Here is an 18,444-nt window from a genome sequence, read left to right as displayed (position 1 = left end):
GGGCAGGGCCTGTGCGTGAGATGCAACCACACCAAACAGCTCCCCGGCTGGATCGCCCGCACCCTCGCCCCACCCAACGCCGCACCCATCACCCCACCCATCGCCGCACCCCTCGACCCACCCGGCGGCGCCCGAGACCCCGGCCCGCGACACCCGGGCCTCCGGCACACCGTCGAGACGACCACCCCGACCGGGCACCGGTACACCTCCGCCGCGCCACCCCTGCTCCCCGCACTGGTGCCCGCCGCCGCGCCCGGCACCACCACCACCACCACCGACCTCGAGCGCACGGACAGCCCACTCGAACGCGCCCTCGCACTCGCCCTGGCCGCCTGACCGGCGCAAGCGGCTGGTCAGACCGCGGTGACCCGGCCGCCGTCGACGTGCCAACGTTCGTCGAGGCGGACGTTCTCGAGCAGGCGCCGGTCGTGCGACACGAGCAGGAGCGCCCCGTCGTACGACTCGAGCGCCTGCTCGAGCTGCTCGATGGCGGGCAGGTCGAGATGGTTGGTCGGCTCGTCGAGGACGAGCAGGTTGACGCCGCGCGCCTGCAGCAGCGCCATCGCCGCACGGGTCCGCTCGCCGGGCGAGAGCCGGCTGACGGCACTCGTCACCTGGTCTGCCCGCAGACCGAACTTGGCCAGCAGGGTGCGGCGGTCCGCCGGCGTCAGGTCGGGCACGGCGTCGCCGAACGCGTCGCCGAGGGGCAGGTCCTCCCGCAGGCCCGTGCGGGCCTGGTCGATCTCGCCCACCGCGACGCTCGCCCCGAGCGAGGCCCCGCCCTCGTCCGGCGCCAGACGCCCGAGGAGCAGGGAGAGCAGCGTCGTCTTGCCGGCCCCGTTGGGCCCGGTGATGCCGATGCGTCGCCGAGCCTCGACGTGCAGCGAGGCAGGCCCGAAGGTCCAGTCGCCGCGGCGGACGACGGCCTGGTTCAGGGTGGCCACGACCGAGCTCGACCGCGGCGCCGCCCCGATGCTGAACTGCAGCACCCACTCCTTGCGCGGCTCGGCGACCTCCTCCAGCCGGGAGATGCGCGACTCCATCTGGCGCACCTTGCGCGCCTGCTTCTCCGACGAGTCGATGCTCGCCGCGCGGCGGATCTTGTCGTTGTCCGGGCTCTTGCGCATCGCGTTTCGCACGCCCTTGCTGCTCCACTCACGCTGCGTGCGCGCACGCGCCTCGAGGTCGGCCTTCGTGCCGGCATAGGCCTCGTACGCCTCACGCGCGTGCCGGCGGGCCACCTCCCGCTCCTCGAGGTACGACTCGTAGCCACCGTCGAGCACCGAGACCGCGTTCTGCGCGAGGTCGAGCTCGACGACCCGGGTGACGCAGCGGGCCAGGAACTCGCGGTCGTGCGACACGAGCACGACCCCACCCCGTTGCCCGTGGACGAAGGCCTCCAGCCGCGCGAGGCCGGCCAGGTCGAGGTCGTTCGTCGGCTCGTCGAGCAGCACGAGGTCGAACCGGCTGAGCAGCAGCGCCGCGAGCGCCGCCCGGGCCGCCTGCCCGCCGGAGAGCGAGGTCATGAGCGCGTCCGGCGCCACGTCGAGCCCGAGCTCGGCCAGCATCACCGGGACGCGGTCCTCGAGGTCGGGCGCGCCGCTCGCGAGCCAGTGGTCGAGGGCGACGGCATACGCCTCGTCGGCGTGCGGGTCGTCGCCACCGAGCGCTGCTGCGGCCGCCTCCATGGCGACCGTGGCAGCGGCGGCGCCGGTGCGCCGGGCGATGTGGTCTGCGACGGTCTCACCGGGCACGCGCTCGTGCTCCTGCGGCAGCCACCCGACGAACGCGTCCGACGGGGCCGTCGTCACCGTCCCGTGCAGCGGCGTGTCCATTCCGGCCAGCAGGCGCAGCAGCGTCGACTTGCCCGCGCCGTTCGCGCCGACGACCCCGACGACATCACCCGGCGCGACGGTCAGGTCGAGGTGCTCGAAGAGGGTCCGGTGGGCGTGGCCCCCGGCGAGGTCCTTGGCCACGAGGGTCGCGCTCACGTCGACAGCCTAGGTTCACACCGGGTGGATGACGACGCGGTCTCCCTCGATGAGCTGGTCGACGCCCTCAGGCACCTCGATGAGGCAGTTCGCCGCGGCGAGCGCGCTCAGGTGCCGGGCGTCGGGCGCGGTCACCGTGCCGTCGTCGTGGAGCACGCTCGTGACGAACTGGACCCGACCGGTGCGGGTGCGTCGCGTCCGGCCGCGGTATGCCGCCTGGCCGGGTCGCGAGGGCGGCACCCCGTGGCGCCGGTCGAGCGCCGGGCGGAGCAGCACGTGGAAGGCGACGAACGCGCCGACCGGTGTCCCCGGAAGGCACACCACCGGCGTGGAGCCGTAGCAGCCGAGACCCTGCGGGCCGCCCGGCTGCATCGCGAGGTGCACGAAGTCGAAGGTCGGCAGCGGGGAGCACACCTGCCGCACGACCTCGTAGGCGCCCGCGCTCACCCCACCGGTCGTGACGACGACATCGACGTCGACGTCGGCGTCGAGCGCCTCGAGCAGGGCGCGCAGGTCGTCGGGCTCGTCGGAGCAGACCTCGACCCGCGACACGACGCAGCCGGCGGCCTCGGCGAGCGCCGCGACCATGTCGGAGTTCGACTCGTGGATGCCGCCCGCCCCAGGGTCGGCGTCCGGCGGCACGAGCTCGGCGCCCGTCGCGACGACGGCAACCCGGGTGCTGGCGTGGACCTCGACCGCCGTGCACCCGGCCGACCGCCCGAGAGCGACGAGGGCCGGTGTGATCGGGGACCCGACCGTGGCGAGGATGGACCCGGTCGTGACGTCCTCACCGCGCAACCGGACGTGCTGGCCCGGTGCCGGCTCGCCCTCGACGGTCACGCGGTCCGGCGCCGGACCCGTCGGGCTCGCGTCCGTGCGCTCGACCGGGACGACCGCGACCGTGCCCTCCGGCACCCTCGCGCCGGTCATGACGCGCGCCGCGTCACCGGAGGCCAGGGTGAAGTCTGGCGCCGACCCGGCGGGCACGTCGCCCACCACGGGGAATGCGCGCTGGTCCGGCGAACCCGGGCACACGGCATACCCGTCCATCGCAGAGGAGTCGAAGCGCGGGAGGTCGTCGACGGCGACGAGGGCGGACGCCAGACGCCGCCCGACGGCCCGGCGGTCGAGCGCGACGCGCTCGACCGGGGCATCGCCGATCAGCCGCTCCACGGCGGCTCGGTGCTCCTCGACGGACACGTGACCCACGGTCGCCAGTCTGGCGCATGGGGCGTCGGTCCCACTCACCCGTCCGTGTCCGGAGGTACGTTGTCGCCCATGGCGACCGTGGACGGCTTCCGGCTCGACGGGATGCTGCTGGGGGTGGCGACGGCCGCCACGCAGATCGAGGGCGGCGACGTCGCGAGCAACTGGACCGACTGGGCGGCCCGCCCGGGCACGATCAAGGATGCGTCCACCCCGGCGCGCGCCACCGACCACTGGCGCCGCTGGCGCGAGGACACCGAGCTGATGGCCTCGCTCGGCGTGCAGGTCTACCGCATGAGCGTCGAATGGGCCCGGCTCGAGCCACGACCGGGGCAGTGGGACGATGCCGCGTTCGGCCGCTATCGCGAGGAGCTGGAACTGCTGCGCGACAAGGGAGTCCGACCACTCGTGACGCTGCACCACTTCAGCCACCCGCTGTGGTTCGAGCGCGACGGTGGCTGGCTCGCGCCGAGTGCCCTGTGGACCTGGGAGCGATTCGTCGGCGAGGTCGTGACCCGGCTCGGCGACCTCGTGACCGAGTGGGTCACCGTCAACGAGCCGAACGTCTACGTCACGGGCGCCCACGTCTTCGGCGACTTCCCGCCCGGTCACCGCACCCTCCGTGAGGGCCTCCGGGTCTACTCGGTGCTCGCCGCCGCCCACATCCGCGCCTACCGGCTCATCCACGCCCTCCAGCCCAGCCGCGACACGATGGTCGGCGTCGCACACCACCTGCGACCGTTCCGGCCGGGCAACCCGCGCAACCCGTGGCACCGGGCCCTGACGCCGGCGATGCGCCACCTGTTCCAGGGCGCGATCGTGCGGGCCATGACGACCGGGGAGTTCACCCGTCCCCTGCGGCGACCCGACGGCATTCCGGCGCAGAGCCCCGGCTCCGGCTCGGGAAGGTACGCCGACTTCTTCGGGCTCAACTACTACTCACGCACGACGGTGACGCGGTTCGACGACGGCACGCCCGTCGGTGTACCGGTCAACGACCTCGGCTGGGAGGTGTATGCCGCCGGGCTGGCCGAGACGGCCCGGTGGGCGTGGGAGACCTACGGCCTCCCGGTCTGGGTCACCGAGAACGGCACGTGCGACGCTGCCGATGCCTTCCGGTCCCGCTACGTCTGGGAGCACCTCGAGGCGCTGGCCGGCGTCCGTGCGCACGGGGTCCCCGTCGACCGGTACTACCACTGGTGCTTCGTCGACAACTGGGAGTGGAACGAGGGCGAGGGCCCGCGGTTCGGGCTCGTCGCACTCGACTACGAGACCCAGGAGCGGACGGTCCGAGACTCGGGGCGCCTGTTCGCGGAGATGATCCGGGAGGGCGGCGGCACCCCGGCAATGCACGCGACCTACGTTGCGGGACAGGCCTACCCGGTCAGCGACGTCGAAGGACACCACCGGTGACCCGGCACGAGGAGCTCAGCACTCGATGACGTTGACGGCGAGCCCGCCGCGGGCCGTCTCCTTGTACTTCACCTTCATGTCGGCGCCCGTCTCGCGCATCGTCTTGACGACCTTGTCGAGGGAGACGACGTGGGAGCCGTCGCCTCGCAGGGCCGTGCGGGCGGCAGTGATGGCCTTGACCGAGGCGATCGCGTTGCGCTCGATGCAGGGGATCTGCACGAGGCCGCCGACGGGGTCACACGTCAAGCCGAGGTTGTGCTCCATGCCGATCTCGGCTGCGTTCTCGACCTGCTCGGGTGTGCCGCCCATGACGGCAGCCATGGCGCCGGCGGCCATGGAGCACGCCGAGCCGACCTCGCCCTGGCAGCCGACCTCGGCGCCCGAGATCGAGGCGGTCTCCTTGTAGATCACGCCGATGGCGCCCGCCGTGAGCAGGAACCGGACGATGCCGTCGCGGTCGGCACCGTTGACGAAGTTCGCGTAGTAGTGCAGGACGGCGGGGATGATGCCCGCCGCACCGTTGGTGGGGGCGGTGACGACGCGTCCGCCCGAGGCGTTCTCCTCGTTGACGGCGAGCGCGTAGAGGGTGATCCAGTCCATGCCGCGCAGCGGGTCGTCGCTGTTGCCCTCGAGGCGCAGGCGACGGGCGAGCTCGGGGGCACGACGGCGCACGCGCAGGCCGCCGGGCAGCACGCCCTCGTTCTCGATGCCGTTGCGGACGCACTCCTTCATGACGCGCCAGATGTCGAGGAGTCCCTCGCGGACCTCCTGCTCGGTGCGCCACGACAGCTCGTTCTCGAGCATGATCCGTGCGATCGACTTGCCCGTCTCCTTGCAGTGCGCGAGCAGCTCGTCGCCGGTGCGGAACGGGTGCGCGACCGGCGTCGAGTCCTCGACGATCCTCGTCTCGCCGTCGGCGTCGCCACCGACGACGAAGCCACCGCCGACGGAGTAGTACGTGCGCTCGGCGAGCGTCGCGCCGGATGCGTCGAGGGCCGTGAAGGTCATGCCGTTGGGGTGGACCGGCAGCGTCTTGCGGCGGTGCAGGACGAGGTCCTCGTCCTCGACGAAGTCGATCTCGTGCTCGCCGAGCAGGGCGAGGAGCCGCGTCGAGCGGATCTGCGCGAGCCGTCCCTCGACCGCACGGGGGTCGCAGAGCTCGGGCCGCTCACCGGTGAGACCGAGCAGGACGGCCTTGTCGCTGCCGTGGCCGTGGCCGGTGGCGCCGAGCGAGCCGAAGAGCTGCGAGCGCACCCGGGCGACCTGGCCGAGCTGGCCGTCCTCGCGCAACCGGTCGGCGAACATCGCCGCTGCCCGCATCGGTCCGACGGTGTGCGAGCTCGACGGCCCGATACCGACCGAGAAGAGGTCGAAAACGCTGAGCGCCATGGTGTCCTGACTTCGTGTCGTCGTTGACGTCGACCGTCCGGGGTGGTGGACGATCCGTTCGAGCCTACGTCCAGCCCAGACGTCGACGCACGGCGCTCGCCTCCGTGCCTCGGCGGACAAACTGCTCCTTCGCCACAATCTTCGCGAATTGCCTTGCGCAACAAGGAGATCCCTTAAACCCCTAGTTGCCCGCAGGGAGGCCTATGGTCGATTTTGGAGGGTCCTAACGTGACTGCTCGGAGGCTCTGGCGCCGAGGGTACGGGCGCGGCGCCGCACCTGACAACAAGGGATGGATCATGACCGAGAGCACCTTCCGCATACCGAAGCGTGTCGTCGTGTGGTGCAGCTCCGCGACGCTTGCACTCGCCGGCACTGCAACCTTGGCGACCGGATGGATTGCCGAGGCAACTCCGGGAGATCCTCACCAGGTCTGGGTGTGCAAGTACGTCCAGACGCCGCACACGAACGAGGTGCTCAAGGCCGGCAAGAACCCGATCTTCGTCGACTGGGCATCCCTGACGGGTCGGGAGGACGCTCCTCACGTCGGTGACACGTTCTCGGACGCGCACGACAAGTCGGTCGTCGTTCAGATCGGCGGGTCGAGCCCCGGCACCGGCGCGTGCATCGTCTCACCACCGCCCACCACACCGCCCACCACTCCACCCACGACAGCACCCACGACGCCACCCACCACACCACCACCCACCACGCCCAGTGACGGCGGCGGGGGCGGCGGCAACGGCGGCGGCAACGGCGGCGGCGGCAACGGCGGCGGCGGCAACGGCGGCGGCGGCGGCCTCGTCCCGGGGGTCGGCGCTCCTGACACCGGTGGGGCGGGGGGGACCAGCCCGGTGAACGGGCTCGTCGGTTCTGGGCTGCTTCTCGCGGCAGCCGGCCTGCTGGCCGGCGACGCCCGGAGTCGGCGCCGTCAGGCCGGACAGGCCTGATCCACCGAACCGGTCGGTCGTCGTCTCGGACGGCGGCCGACCGGAGTGGGTCCTGACGGTACCGGTGCACGGCTCGCAGGCGTTGCGGTACGGGCTGGTCGCCCTTCTCGTCGCGACCGGTCTGTGGTTCCTCGTCGCCCAGCCGTGGGCCCTCGTCGGGCCCGCTGGCACGACGGGCGCAGCCACCGGGACGAGCATCGACGCCCACAAGGGTTCGGGGGAGACGCACCCTCGACCGTCCAGCACGGACGTGCCGAGTACGTCGACGACCCGGGCGCCGGTGAGGAGTCGGCCCTCGACAGCGTCGTCCGGGTGCCGGGCCGGTGTCCCAGCTCGGCTGATCATTCCCGCGCTCGGCGTCGATGCGGCGTTCGAGCGCATCGGACTGGACCGCACCGCGCCACCCGATGCCCAGGGCAAGCAACCACTCGGCAGCCCGATCGATCGGACCAGAGCCGGGTGGTATGCCGGCGGTCCCCGTCCGGGAGGCGGTTCAGGAACGGTCCTGACGAACGGCCACACCTACCGCAACAACTCGGCGATCTTCAAGGAGGACTTCGCGTCGCGCATCGCGCTCGGACAGCTCATCCACGTGCGTCAGGACAACGGCTCGCTCTGCTCCTACCGGGTGTCGAGGGTCTGGCGAGAGGTGGATGCTGCTCGTGACTACCCACGCATCGTCTCCTCCCAGAAGCTCTACAACTTCAGTGGCCCGGAGCGGCTCTTCCTGACCACGTGCGGTGGGAGCTGGAACGCCTTCACCCAGAACTATGACGACATCAGCCTCCTCATCGCATCGCCGGTCAACCGCGGCTGAGCCGCTCATCGGCGGCGCGGATGTCGACGTAGCTCGACGCGCGGGCCCCCCAGCACGCCACCTAGAGTCGAGAGATGCAGCAGCCACGCTGGGTCGATGCCACCACCCTGCGCCGCTCGCTGTCGCCCGACCGCGCTCGACGGCTCATCCGGCAGGAGCTCGCCGACGGCTTCGACCCGTCGGGGGACCCACCCCGTCTCGCGGCCGGCGTCGGCGACGGTGAGCTCCTCGTCATGCCCTCGTCGACGCGTACGGCTGCCGGCGTCAAGGTGGTCTCCGTGGCCCCCGGCAACCCGGCCCGTGGGCTCGAACGGATCCAGGCGGTGTACGTCCTCATGGACGCCGAGACGCTGACCCCCTCGGTGCTCATCGACGGCGCCGCGATCACGTCACTGCGCACCCCGGCGGTCTCGGCCGTCGCGATCGACGCCCTGGCCCCGCCCGACGTCGACTCGGTCGTCGTCTTCGGCAGCGGGCCGCAGGCGCTCGGCCACGTCGAGGCGCTCCTCGCGATCCGGCGTCCGTCGTCGGTGACCGTCGTGGGGCGTCGCGCCGATCCCACCCGGTCGACGGCCCAGCGGATCTCGGGACTGCCCACGAACGGCCGGCTCGAGACGCGCGCCCTGACCGTCGACGAGCCCGAGGTCGAGCGAGCCGTCCGGGGCGCCCAGGTCGTGGTCACGGCGACCTCGGCCGCGACACCCGTGCTCGGCGACGACTGGGTCGCCGACGGGGTGTGTGTCGTCGCTGTCGGCTCGCACGAGGCCCACCGTCGCGAGCTCGGCTCCGGACTGGTCGGGCGGTCACTCGTCGTCGTCGAGGACGTCGCCACCGCGCACCGCGAGGCGGGCGACGTCATCCTCGCGGCAGCCCAGGGGGCCCTCGACTGGGCGGAGGTGTGCACCCTCAGCGACGTCGTGACCGGTCGGGTCGCACGGGCGACGGACCGGCCCAACGTGTTCAAGAGCGTCGGGATGGCGTGGCAGGACCTCGTCATCGCGGAGCACGTCGGCCGTGTCTGACGCCCGGCCACCGGGCCGTCCGCGTCACAGGGAGGCGATGACCTCGTCGATGGCCTGGTAGCCGTCGTTGAAGGCGATGACGCGGCCCTCGGTCGTTTCGGGATGCGCCACGACCGCGCGGAGCACGTGCGCGACGTTGTCGCGGGACACGCGGCCGGCCACGACGCCGGCGCCCGACTCGATGTGGCCGGTCGCCGGCTCGGCCGTCAGGGTGCTCGGTCGCAGGATCGTCCAGGCGAGGCCGGTGCCCTGCAGGTGCGCGTCGGCCGCAGTCTTGGCCTCGGCGTACGCGTGGAACGCGTTGTCCTCGGGGACGCCGTGGTCGGGCCCCGCACCGAAGTACGACACCATGACGTAGCGCCCGACCCCCGCCTGCGCCGCGGCCTCCATCGAGCGGATCGCGGCGTCGCGGTCGACGGCATAGGTCCGCTGCGGGTTGCCACCGCCGGCACCGGCCGACCACACGACCACGTCACTGCCCCGGACGACGTCGGCGATCTGCTCCGTCGACGCGTTCTCGACGTCGAGCACCGCCGCGGTCGCGCCGGTCGCCTGGACGTCGCCGACGTGCTCGGGGTTGCGCACGACCGACGCGACGTCGTGGCCGTCGGCGACGAGCAGCGGAGCGGCGAGGAGGGCCACCTTGCCGTGGCCGCCGATGATGACAGTTCGGGACATCTGCCCAGCCTCTCAGACGGAGCGCCGCCGGGCCCGCGGGAGCCCGACCGGGCCGGCAGCACCTTCGACTCAGTCGCCGGAACCGCGTCCGATGAGCCAGCCGACGACGATGCCGACGGCCGCGGCCGCTGCGTAGCCGGCATACCGCTTGACGAGGACCGGCATGACGGCCGACCCGAGGTCGAGCGCCTGGTCCTCCTCGATGTCGGACGTGACCCGTCGGGGTATGCCGCCGCGTGCCGGAGCCGTCGCCGCGCCCGTCGGCGCAGCCTTCGGAGCCGAGCGCGTGTCGGCGGCAAGCGCGTCGGAGGCCGTCTCGACGAAACCGGTCTCCGGGGACACGTCGGAGGCCGGCTCCGACACCGGCTCCGAGACCCCCGGTGCCTCCTCTGCGCCGGACAGCTGCCGCTCGATGCAGGCGACGAAGGCCTGGAGCAGCTTGTCGGACACGTCCTGCATGACGCCGCGGCCGAACTGCGCCGGCTTGCCGGTGACCGCCAGGTCGGTGACGACCTCGGCACGCGTGCCCGCCCCGTCGGGAGCGAGCTGGATGGACACCGTGGCGCCGGCCGTGCCGTTGCCCCGTTTGTCCTTGCCCTTCGCCTCGATGACGGCGTGGTGCGCGGCGTCGTCGCGCTGGACGAACGAGCCCGAGCCGGAGTAGACGAGGGCGATCGGACCGAGCTTGACCTTGACGGTGCCGGAGAACCAGTCGTCGGTCACCTCCGTCACGGTCGCGCCCGGGAAGCACCCGCCGACCTGCTCGAGGTCCATGAACAGGGCCCACGCGTCGTCGACGGAGGTCGGGACGGTGAAGGAGTGCGTCAGCTCCATCCGGCGATCACGCTCCTGCAGCGGCGAGGACCGCGCGCCGCGTCAGCACCGTCGCGAGGTGCTTGCGGTAGTCCGCGTCGCCGTTGAGGTCCGAGGGCGGGTTGGTGCCGTCCGCGACCGAGGCGACAGCCGCCCGCACCGCGTCGTCCGTCGCCGGCTGCCCGACGAGGGCTTCCTCGACGGCCTTGGCGCGCAAGGGAGTCGAGCCCATGTTGGTGAGGCCGACCCGCGCCTCGGCGATCGAGCCGCCCTCGCTGCGGACGGTCGCCGCCACCCCGACGATCGACCACTGGTGGCTGACCCTCACGAACTTCTCGTAGTGCGCTCCCCACCCGGTGTGCTTCGGAACGCGGATCTGGGTCAGCAGCTCACCGTCACGGACCGCCGTCGTGAAGAGGTCCTCGAAGAAGTCGTCCGCCGCCACGGTACGCGTCGACCCACCCGCACCGACGATGACGAGCTCGGCGCCCAGCGCGAGCGCCGGAGCCCCCACGTCTCCGGCCGGGTCGGCGTGCACGAGCGCACCACCGATCGTGCCCCGGTGGCGGATCTGCGGGTCGGCGACGGTCTGGATCGCCTTGGACAGCAAGGCCGCGTGCGTCGACACGGCCTCGGAGGCCAGCACGGCGGCATACGTCGTCATGGCGCCGATGACGAGATGGTCACCCTCCTCCGAGATGCCCTGCAGCTCGGCGATGCGACCGAGGTCGACGATGACCCCTGGCGCGTTGAGCCGCATCCGGAGGATGGGCAGCAGCGACTGACCGCCGGCGAGCACCTTGGCCTCGTCGCCGTGCTCGGCGAGCGCGGCGATGGCGTCCTGGACGGTCTCGGGCGCGACGTAGTCGAACTGGGCGGGGATCACGACCGGCTCCCTTCGGCCGAGGCGGACGGATCGGGGTCCGCCTGGTTCGGCGCGCCCTCGTCGAAGTGCGGCGCGGCCTCGCGCTCGCCCTCGGCGGAGACGGGCCTGCCGGCCTGGATCGCCTTCCACACCCGCTCCGGCGTGCACGGCATGACGATGTCGTTGACGCCGAGGTGGCGCACCGCGTCGACGATCGCGTTGACCACCGCCGGCGTCGAGGCGATCGTCCCCGCCTCGCCGACTCCCTTGGTGCCCAAGGTGTTCGTCGTCGACGGCGACGTCGTGTGGTCGGTGACGAAGCTGATCGTGTCGGCCGACGTCGGCAGCGTGTAGTCGACGAAGGAGCCCGTGACGAGGGTGCCCTGGTCGTCGTACTCCGCACCCTCCCAGAGCGCTTGGGCGATGCCCTGGACGAGCCCTCCGTGCTCCTGCCCCTCGACGATGAGCGGGTTGACGATGTTGCCGATGTCGTCGACCGCGACGTAGGACCGCATCTTCGTCGCCCCGGTCTCGGTGTCGACCTCCATCGCGCAGAGGTGTGTGCCGTGCGGGAAGGAGAACGTGTCGGGGTCGAAGGTCGCGTCGGCGTCGATGGTGGGTTCGATGCCCTCGGGAAGGTTGTGGCACGTCCACGTCTCCAGGGCCACCTCGGGCATCGTGACGCCCCGGTCGGTGCCCTTGACGCCGAAACGCCCTGCCGAGAACTCGATGTCGTCGACGCTCGCCTCGAGCATGTGGGCGGCGATCGGCTTCGCCTTCTCGATGACCTTGTCGGCCGCGCGGATCACGGCCTCGGCCCCGACGACGAGCGAGCGCGAGCCGTAGGTGTCCATGCCCCTCGGCGAGACCTGGGTGTCGCCGTGGAGCACCTCGATGTCCTCGAAGGGGACGCCGAGCCGGTCGGCGACGATCTGGCTCCAGGCCGTCTCGTGGCCCTGCCCGTGCGCGGAGGCTCCGGTGACGACCTCGACCTTGCCGGTCGCGAGCATCCGGATGCTCGCGCTCTCCCAGCCCCCGGCGCCGTAGTTGAGCGAGCCGAGGACGCGGGACGGGGCGAGGCCGCACATCTCGGTGAACGTCGAGATGCCGATGCCGAGCTGTACGGGGTCGTTGGCCTCGCGCCGCCGGCGCTGCTCCGCACGCAGCTCGTCGTAGCCGAAGAGCTCCTTCGCCCGCGCCGTCGCGGCCTCGTAGTTGCCGGAGTCGTACGTCATGCCGGCGACAGTGGTGAAGGGGAACTCGTCGTGCGTGATCCAGTTCTTCGCGCGGATCTCGAGCGGATCGACCCCGACCTCGACGGCGAGCTCGTCCATGAGCCGCTCGATGCCGTACGTCGCCTCGGGGCGGCCGGCCCCGCGGTATGCGTCGACCCACGTCTTGTTGGTCAGCACCGTCTGGCAGTTGAACTGGTAGGCGTCGAACTTGTAGATCGAGTTGAACATCCACGCGCCGAGCACCGGCACACCGCCGCCGACGATGGCGACGTAGGCGCCGAGGTCGGCGAGCAGCTCGACCTTGAGCCCGGTGACGCGGCCGTCCTTCTCGGCCGCGAGCGTCAGCTTCTGGATCTGGTCGCGGCCGTGGTGGGCCGACAGGATCGACTCGGAGCGGGTCTCGGTGTACTTGCACGGCTTGCCGAGCCGGCGGGCGACCGCGATCGTCGCGAACTCCTCGGGCGTCGTCTGGAGCTTGCCGCCGAAGCCGCCGCCCACGTCGGGGGCGATGACCCGCAGCTTGGACTCGGGGATGCCCATGGTCGCGGCGATGAGGAAGCGCAGGATGTGCGGGATCTGGGTGGCCGACCACACGACGAGCTGCTCGCCGGTGGGGTCGACGACGGTCGAGCGCGGTTCCATGAACGCCGGGACGAGGCGTTGCTGGCGGTACTCGCGCTCGATGACGATGCCGTCCTCGCGGGCCTTGGCGATGGCCGCCTCGATGTCGCCGCCCGAGCCCTGCTCGGCGGAGTCGAGCTTCCAGAAGGCGGACGTGTTGGTGCCGAGCGACGGGTGCGTCAGCACCTCGTCCTTGACGGCCTCCCTGAGGTCGAGGACGGCCGACAGCTCGTCGTAGTCGACGTCGACGAGCTCCGCGGCGTCGCGGGCCTGCGCGGCCGTGCGGGCCACGACGACGGCGACGATCTCACCGGCGCAGGCCACGTGCTCGATGGCCACGGGCAGGTGCTCGGGCGTCTTCTGCTCCGCGTTGAGCGGCCAGGCGTTGGCGTTGACGCCCTGCGTGTCCTTGAGGTCCGCCCCCGTGAAGACGCCGATGACGCCCGGGGCAGCCTTGGCCTCGCCAGTGTCGATGGCGGTGATGTTGGCGTGCGCGAACGGGCTGCGCACCATGGCGAGGTGCAGCATGCCGGGCAGCTGGATGTTGTCGGTCCAGCGGGTGCGACCGGTGATCAGGCGCTGGTCCTCCTTGCGCCTGCGCGACCTGCCGACCTCGGCCTCCGGCGCATCGGTCTGGCGGTCCTCGGTGATCGTCATGAGGTCACCCCCGCCTTCGCTGCCTGGGCGACGGCCTTGACGATGTTGTGGTAGCCGGTGCAGCGGCAGAGGTTGCCCTCGAGACCCTCACGGATCTCCTGCTCGCTGGGATCGGGGTTGTCGTTGAGGAGGTCGACGGCCTGCATGATCATGCCGGGCGTGCAGTAGCCGCACTGGAGGGCATGGCATTCATGGAAGGCCTGCTGAACCGGATGGAGCTCGCCATCCGTGGCGAGCCCCTCGATCGTCGTCACCTCGTGGCCGTCCGCCTGGACGGCGAGGACGTTGCACGACTTCACGCTCACGCCGTCGAGGTGCACGGTGCACGCACCGCAGTTGCTCGTGTCGCAGCCGACGACGGTGCCGGTCTTGCCGAGCGTCTCGCGTAGGTACTGGACCAAGAGGGTCCTGGGCTCGACGTCGTCGGAGTAGCTCACCCTGTCGACGGTCACCTGGATACGGGTCATTGCTGTCTGTCCTCCTGCCGCGCTGCAGTTGACTTCCCGAGAGTGAGTCTTGCTCGCCGTCAACCACTTCACAAGGGCAACGGGATCAACCCTGCGCATCTGCAGGACATCCACGGGATGACCTCCGCTTTCGCCGCGGCGTCGCGCCGGACAAGACTGTCGGCATGACTCTTCACGCCGACGACTACCAGGCGCTTCGCAGCCGCTACGACTCGATGACCTACCGCCGGACGGGCCGATCGGGGCTCGACCTCCCGGCCGTCTCGCTCGGCCTGTGGCACAACTTCGGCGACGACGTCCCCCTCGACCGGCAGCGCGCGACGCTGCGTCGCGCCTTCGACCTCGGCGTCACGCACTTCGACCTCGCGAACAACTACGGCCCGCCGTACGGCTCGGCCGAGCGCAACTTCGGCGCGATCTACGCGCAGGACTTCAGGCGCTATCGCGACGAGCTGATCCTCTCGACGAAGGCCGGCTACGACATGTGGCCCGGCCCGTACGGCCAGGGCGGCGGCAGCCGCAAGTATGTCCTCAGCTCGCTCGACCAGTCGCTGCAGCGGATGGGCGTCGACTACGTCGACATCTTCTACAGCCACCGCTTCGACGAGACGACGCCGCTCGAGGAGACGATGGGCGCGCTCGACACCGCGGTCCGCCAGGGCAAGGCGCTGTATGCCGGCATCTCCAGCTACTCCGGCCCCCGCACCGAGGAGGCCGTCGAGATCCTCCGCAGCATGGGCACACCCCTGCTCATCCACCAGCCGAGCTACTCGATGCTCAACCGCTGGGTCGAGGAGGACCTGCTCGACGTGCTCGGCGAGGAGGGCGTGGGCTGCATCGCGTTCTCGCCGCTCGCCCAGGGCATGCTGACCGACAAGTACCTCAAGGGCGTGCCAGCAGGATCGCGTGCCGCGCAGGGCAAGTCGCTCTCGCCGAAGCTGCTCAGCGAGCAGAACCTCAAGCACATCCGGGCGCTCAACCGGATGGCGAAGGCCCGCGGCCAGTCGCTCGCGCAGATGGCGCTCGCCTGGGTGCTGCGTGACCCGCGCGTCACGTCGGTGCTCATCGGCGCCTCGTCGGTGACCCAGCTCGAGGACAGCCTCGGCTCCCTGAGGAACCTCGGCTTCACGTCGGAGGAGCTCGAGAAGATCGACAGGCACGCCGTCGAGGGCGGCATCAACCTCTGGAAGCGGTCCAGCTCCCGCTGAGGGTCAGTCGTCGGGCATCGACCGGCGGTCGCCGACCGGGCGGTCGGTGAGCGGGAACGCCAGCGAGCCGGTGCGGACCCACCACTCCATCACGTCGTAGGCGAGCCGCCCCGCCACGACGGACGGGTCGCCGTCCGACAGCCGTGCGGCCTCCTCGGGGTCGCAGGCGAAGATCGACATCCCGCGGTACGTCGGGTCGCTCTGCTCGTCGAAGGGCCCGTTCACGACCACCAGACCCTGCCGCGCCAGCTCGGCGCGGTAGGCGAGGTGCTCGGCCTGGAGGGAGTCGAGCTCCTCGTCGGACAGCTCCGGCGCATCGGCGGGCCGCCGCAGCACCACGACCGTGTAGACGTCGAACGAGTCGGGGACGTCGGGATCGCGTGGCATCGTCTCGTTCACCCCTGCGGCTGCCAGCCAGGGCCGCGGACGACGTGGCCGACGCGGTCGCGCCACGACGCGGCGGTGCGCACGTCACGCCAGATGGCGGCGTACTCGTGGGTGGCGACGACGAGCGGGTTGTACGTGCGCAGCTGCTTCGTGAGGCCGTACACGACACGCTCGCCCTCGGGCTCGAACGACCGGAAGAGCCGGTCCCAGACGATGAGGATGCCTCCGTAGTTGCGGTCGAGGTAGGGAGTGTTCGTGCCGTGGTGCACACGGTGGTGCGACGGCGTGTTCATGACGAGCTCGACCGGGCGCCAGAGCTTTCCGACCCGCTCGGTGTGCAGGAAGAACTGGTAGAGCAGCGAGATCGACTGCTGGAGGAAGATCGCCCACGGCGGCACGCCGAGGAGGGCGAGCGGGGCCCAGAACGGGATGCCGCCGAACGGCGTCCAGGTCTGGCGCAGCGCCGTGGAGAGGTTGTAGCGCCGGCTCGAGTGGTGCACGACGTGGCTGGCCCAGAGGATGCGCACCTCGTGGTGGGCGCGGTGGTACCAGTAGTACGCGAGGTCCTCGGCGACGACGACGACGACCCACACCCACCACAGCGAGGTGTCGAGGCGCAGCGGCGTGACGGCATACAGCGCGGCGTAGACGACGAGCTGCAGTGACTTGTAGGCGATCCCGACGGCCACGCTGCCGAGGCCCATCGACAGGCTCGTGACGGTGTCGCGCACCTCGTAGCCGACCTCGTCGGCGTCGGGAGCGAACCACAGCGAGACGACCTCGACGACGATGAAGGCGACGAAGAACGGGATCGCGGTGACGATGAGGTCGACCATCAGGCCCCCTTGGTCGCGGTGGTGCCGCGGGAGCGACCGGAGTCGGTGAGCGCGGCCCACACGTCGACGGCCTGGGACAGGATCGCGTCGGCGCATCGCGCAGCCTCGTCAACGTCACCGTCCCCGATCGCCGCCGCGAGCGGCGCGTGCGGGAGCAGGTCGGCCCGATCGGCCGCGAGCAGCGCGTCCATGACGTCGGGGCTGCCGTCGATGGCGTGCACGAGCGAGTTGAGGGCGAGGCGGAAGGCGAGGTTGCCGCTCGCCTCGACGACCTCGAGCCAGAAGTCGCGGTCGGCGTCCGGGTGGCCCTCGTCGGCGTAGGCCGCCGCGGCGGCGGCGACCCTCTCGCGGGCCACGGCCGTGCCGCGGGCCGCGGCGAGGCGCGCTGCCTCGACGCCGATGCACCGGCGCATCTCGAGGCCGTCGCGCACGATCGTCGGGTCGAGGCCGTCGCCGGAGCGTGCGAGGTGGGCCAGCAGGTCGAGACCGGCGGTGCTGCGCACGTCGAGGACCCGCGTGCCACCGCCGTGGACGACGTGCACGAAGCCGGCCGCCTGGAGGCGTTGGAGCGCCTCGCGCACGGCGTGCCGGTTGACCGCGAAGGAGGCGGCGAGCTCGCGCTCGGGCGGCAGCGAGTCGCCCGGGCTGAACCGGCCGGTGAGGACGGCGTCGCGCAGCTCCGCGAAGACCTCGTCGGAGACCGAGCGACGCGTCACGGGCTTGAATCCACTCTGGCTCATGCCGACACCATGGCAGCAGACACATCCACTCATCAAGTGGTTGGACCAATTTTGGACGCCCCGCCGCTTGTAGGTTGGGCGCATGCCGGACACCGACGTCACGCCCAGCAGCCGACTCAGCAGCCGACTCAGCATCCAAGAGCGGCTCTACCCGGACCTCCCGTGCTTCGGGTGCGGCCAGGCCAACGCCAAGGGCCTGCAGCTCAAGAGCTACCCCCTCGGTGAGACGGCCACGGACGGGGTCACGGCGCTCTTCACGCCCTGGCCCGAGCACGACAACGGTCTCGGCTACCTCAACGGCGGCATCATCGGCACCGTCCTCGACTGCCACAGCGCCGCCGCCGTCATGCTCGAGGCGGACCGCGCCGGCTGGCCACCGCTGCCCGGCGCCGACCTCTCGTACGTCACGGCCGGTCTCGACCTGCGCTACCTGCGCCCGGCGCCGCTCCACGACACCGTCGAGCTGCACGCCGTCGTCACGACCGCCGACGAGCCGCAGATGACGGTCGAGGTCGAGCTGCGCTGGGACGGCAAGGTGCGCGCGCAGGCCACCGCGCTCTGGAAGCGCTGGCGTCCGCGGGCCACCGGCTGACGACCCACCGGCTGACGACCACCAGCTGACGACACGGCGAGGCCTGCGCCATACGCTGGCCGCATGACGCTGCCACTGCAACGGGGCCACGCGCGAGGGATCCGGCCGTGACCGACGAGCGCGACCGCGACCCCGCCGGGCGACCGCGTCAGGAGCGGCCCCGTGATGCTCTTGGCCGGCCGTTGCCTTACGGCAGCGTGGGCGTCGAACCGGTCTCCGAGGAGCCGCTGCCCCCGCACGACACGCTCTCGGCGGCCAAGAGCCTCGTCGAGGAGGGCAGACCCTTCTCGGCACACGAGGTCCTCGAGGCGCGTTGGAAGGCCGGCCCGGAGCAGGAGCGTGACCTGTGGCAGGGGCTCGCCCAGCTCTGCGTCGCCCTGACCCACGCCGCCCGTGGCAACGGCGTCGGGGCCGCCCGGCTGCTCGAGCGCGGTGCCGGCAGGTTGCAGGACTACGGCGCCGGCGGAGGCCCGACGTACGGGCTCGACCTCACCGCGGTGGTCGCGTGCGCACGCGACCGCGTCACCACGGCGTAGCCGGCACCGGCGGCCTCGGGCGC

The 18,444-nt window shown here is 71.6% G+C and carries 18 protein-coding genes and 1 pseudogene; 8 read left to right on the top strand and 11 right to left on the bottom strand.

The genetic code is table 11. The features are described from left to right. Window positions 1-336, top strand: a pseudogene (locus ACFQU3_RS13295) (hypothetical protein); the annotation flags it as partial. A 17-nt stretch (window positions 337-353) separates the two neighbouring features. Here the strand turns inward: ACFQU3_RS13295 and ACFQU3_RS13290 are convergent. Together ACFQU3_RS13290 and glp are read right to left on the bottom strand one after the other, a co-directional pair. Then, window positions 354-1,991, bottom strand: coding sequence for an ABC-F family ATP-binding cassette domain-containing protein (locus tag ACFQU3_RS13290; protein WP_385910486.1), 1,638 nt, complete (start codon window positions 1,989-1,991; stop codon window positions 354-356). A 15-nt stretch (window positions 1,992-2,006) separates the two neighbouring features. Further along, on the bottom strand, window positions 2,007-3,200 hold the full coding sequence (gene glp / locus ACFQU3_RS13285; RefSeq protein WP_385910484.1) for a gephyrin-like molybdotransferase Glp: 1,194 nt from the start codon (window positions 3,198-3,200) through the stop codon (window positions 2,007-2,009). 69 nt (window positions 3,201-3,269) lie between these two features. Here glp and ACFQU3_RS13280 point away from each other — a divergent pair, with 69 nt between their 5' ends. Beyond that, the gene (locus tag ACFQU3_RS13280; RefSeq protein ID WP_385910482.1) at window positions 3,270-4,610 is read left to right on the top strand and encodes a glycoside hydrolase family 1 protein; all 1,341 of its coding nucleotides are present in this window, start codon (window positions 3,270-3,272) and stop codon (window positions 4,608-4,610) included. A gap of 15 nt (window positions 4,611-4,625) precedes the next feature. Here the strand turns inward: ACFQU3_RS13280 and ACFQU3_RS13275 are convergent, their stop codons facing one another. Next, window positions 4,626-5,999 carry an L-serine ammonia-lyase gene (locus tag ACFQU3_RS13275; RefSeq protein ID WP_385910480.1) on the bottom strand — a complete coding sequence of 458 codons (1,374 nt, stop codon included), beginning with the start codon at window positions 5,997-5,999 and terminating at the stop codon, window positions 4,626-4,628. 297 nt (window positions 6,000-6,296) lie between these two features. Here ACFQU3_RS13275 and ACFQU3_RS13270 point away from each other — a divergent pair, with 297 nt between their 5' ends. The 3 genes from ACFQU3_RS13270 (at window position 6,297) to ACFQU3_RS13260 (ending at window position 8,786) form a co-directional block, all read left to right on the top strand. Beyond that, entirely contained in the window at window positions 6,297-6,947 is a 651-nt protein-coding gene (locus ACFQU3_RS13270) for a hypothetical protein (protein WP_385910478.1), read from the top strand. Between the two features lie 64 nt (window positions 6,948-7,011). Beyond that, entirely contained in the window at window positions 7,012-7,764 is a 753-nt protein-coding gene (locus ACFQU3_RS13265) for a class F sortase (RefSeq protein WP_385910476.1), read from the top strand. Between the two features lie 74 nt (window positions 7,765-7,838). Then, entirely contained in the window at window positions 7,839-8,786 is a 948-nt protein-coding gene (locus tag ACFQU3_RS13260; protein WP_385910474.1) for an ornithine cyclodeaminase family protein, read from the top strand. Between the two features lie 24 nt (window positions 8,787-8,810). Here the strand turns inward: ACFQU3_RS13260 and ACFQU3_RS13255 are convergent, their stop codons facing one another. The 5 genes from ACFQU3_RS13255 to ACFQU3_RS13235 form a co-directional block, all read right to left on the bottom strand. Beyond that, window positions 8,811-9,464 (bottom strand): NAD(P)H-binding protein, encoded by a 654-nt coding sequence (locus ACFQU3_RS13255; RefSeq protein ID WP_385910472.1) that lies wholly within the window; start codon window positions 9,462-9,464, stop codon window positions 8,811-8,813. A 69-nt stretch (window positions 9,465-9,533) separates the two neighbouring features. Continuing rightward, window positions 9,534-10,298, bottom strand: coding sequence for an SRPBCC family protein (locus ACFQU3_RS13250; protein WP_385910471.1), 765 nt, complete (start codon window positions 10,296-10,298; stop codon window positions 9,534-9,536). A gap of 7 nt (window positions 10,299-10,305) precedes the next feature. Continuing rightward, the gene (locus tag ACFQU3_RS13245; RefSeq protein ID WP_385910469.1) at window positions 10,306-11,163 is read right to left on the bottom strand and encodes an FAD binding domain-containing protein; all 858 of its coding nucleotides are present in this window, start codon (window positions 11,161-11,163) and stop codon (window positions 10,306-10,308) included. Next, a complete protein-coding gene (locus ACFQU3_RS13240; protein ID WP_385910467.1) occupies window positions 11,160-13,655 on the bottom strand; it encodes a xanthine dehydrogenase family protein molybdopterin-binding subunit in 2,496 nt (831 codons plus the stop codon). Before ACFQU3_RS13240 ends, ACFQU3_RS13245 begins: the two co-directional genes overlap by 4 nt. After that, window positions 13,652-14,122, bottom strand: a complete 471-nt coding sequence (locus tag ACFQU3_RS13235; RefSeq protein ID WP_385910465.1) for a (2Fe-2S)-binding protein — start codon at window positions 14,120-14,122, stop codon at window positions 13,652-13,654. The genes ACFQU3_RS13240 and ACFQU3_RS13235 overlap by 4 nt, the downstream gene beginning before the upstream one ends. Before the next feature lie 164 nt (window positions 14,123-14,286). Here ACFQU3_RS13235 and mgrA point away from each other — a divergent pair, with 164 nt between their 5' ends. After that, window positions 14,287-15,330, top strand: coding sequence for an L-glyceraldehyde 3-phosphate reductase (gene mgrA, locus ACFQU3_RS13230; RefSeq protein WP_385910463.1), 1,044 nt, complete (start codon window positions 14,287-14,289; stop codon window positions 15,328-15,330). Window positions 15,331-15,333: 3 nt separating this feature from the next. Here the strand turns inward: mgrA and ACFQU3_RS13225 are convergent, their stop codons facing one another. Genes ACFQU3_RS13225 through ACFQU3_RS13215 form a run of 3 tightly spaced genes read right to left on the bottom strand, consistent with a single transcriptional unit; the run spans window position 15,334 to window position 17,293 of the window. Beyond that, window positions 15,334-15,717: a YciI family protein gene (locus ACFQU3_RS13225; RefSeq protein ID WP_385910461.1), complete on the bottom strand. Its 384-nt coding sequence runs from the start codon at window positions 15,715-15,717 to the stop codon at window positions 15,334-15,336. Between the two features lie 8 nt (window positions 15,718-15,725). Then, the gene (locus ACFQU3_RS13220; RefSeq protein ID WP_385910459.1) at window positions 15,726-16,553 is read right to left on the bottom strand and encodes a sterol desaturase family protein; all 828 of its coding nucleotides are present in this window, start codon (window positions 16,551-16,553) and stop codon (window positions 15,726-15,728) included. Beyond that, window positions 16,553-17,293, bottom strand: a complete 741-nt coding sequence (locus ACFQU3_RS13215; protein ID WP_385910458.1) for a FadR/GntR family transcriptional regulator — start codon at window positions 17,291-17,293, stop codon at window positions 16,553-16,555. The genes ACFQU3_RS13220 and ACFQU3_RS13215 overlap by 1 nt, the downstream gene beginning before the upstream one ends. Window positions 17,294-17,375: 82 nt before the next feature. Between ACFQU3_RS13215 and ACFQU3_RS13210 the strand changes: the two genes are divergently transcribed. Further along, a complete protein-coding gene (locus ACFQU3_RS13210) occupies window positions 17,376-17,885 on the top strand; it encodes a PaaI family thioesterase (RefSeq protein ID WP_385910456.1) in 510 nt (169 codons plus the stop codon). A gap of 107 nt (window positions 17,886-17,992) precedes the next feature. Continuing rightward, window positions 17,993-18,421, top strand: coding sequence for a DUF309 domain-containing protein (locus tag ACFQU3_RS13205; protein WP_385910454.1), 429 nt, complete (start codon window positions 17,993-17,995; stop codon window positions 18,419-18,421). Window positions 18,422-18,444 lie beyond the last annotated feature (23 nt).

The sequence above is a fragment of the Terrabacter sp. GCM10028922 genome, assembly GCF_042666095.1.
Lineage (GTDB): Bacteria > Actinomycetota > Actinomycetes > Actinomycetales > Dermatophilaceae > Terrabacter.
This window is presented reverse-complemented; position numbering and strand designations above follow the sequence as displayed.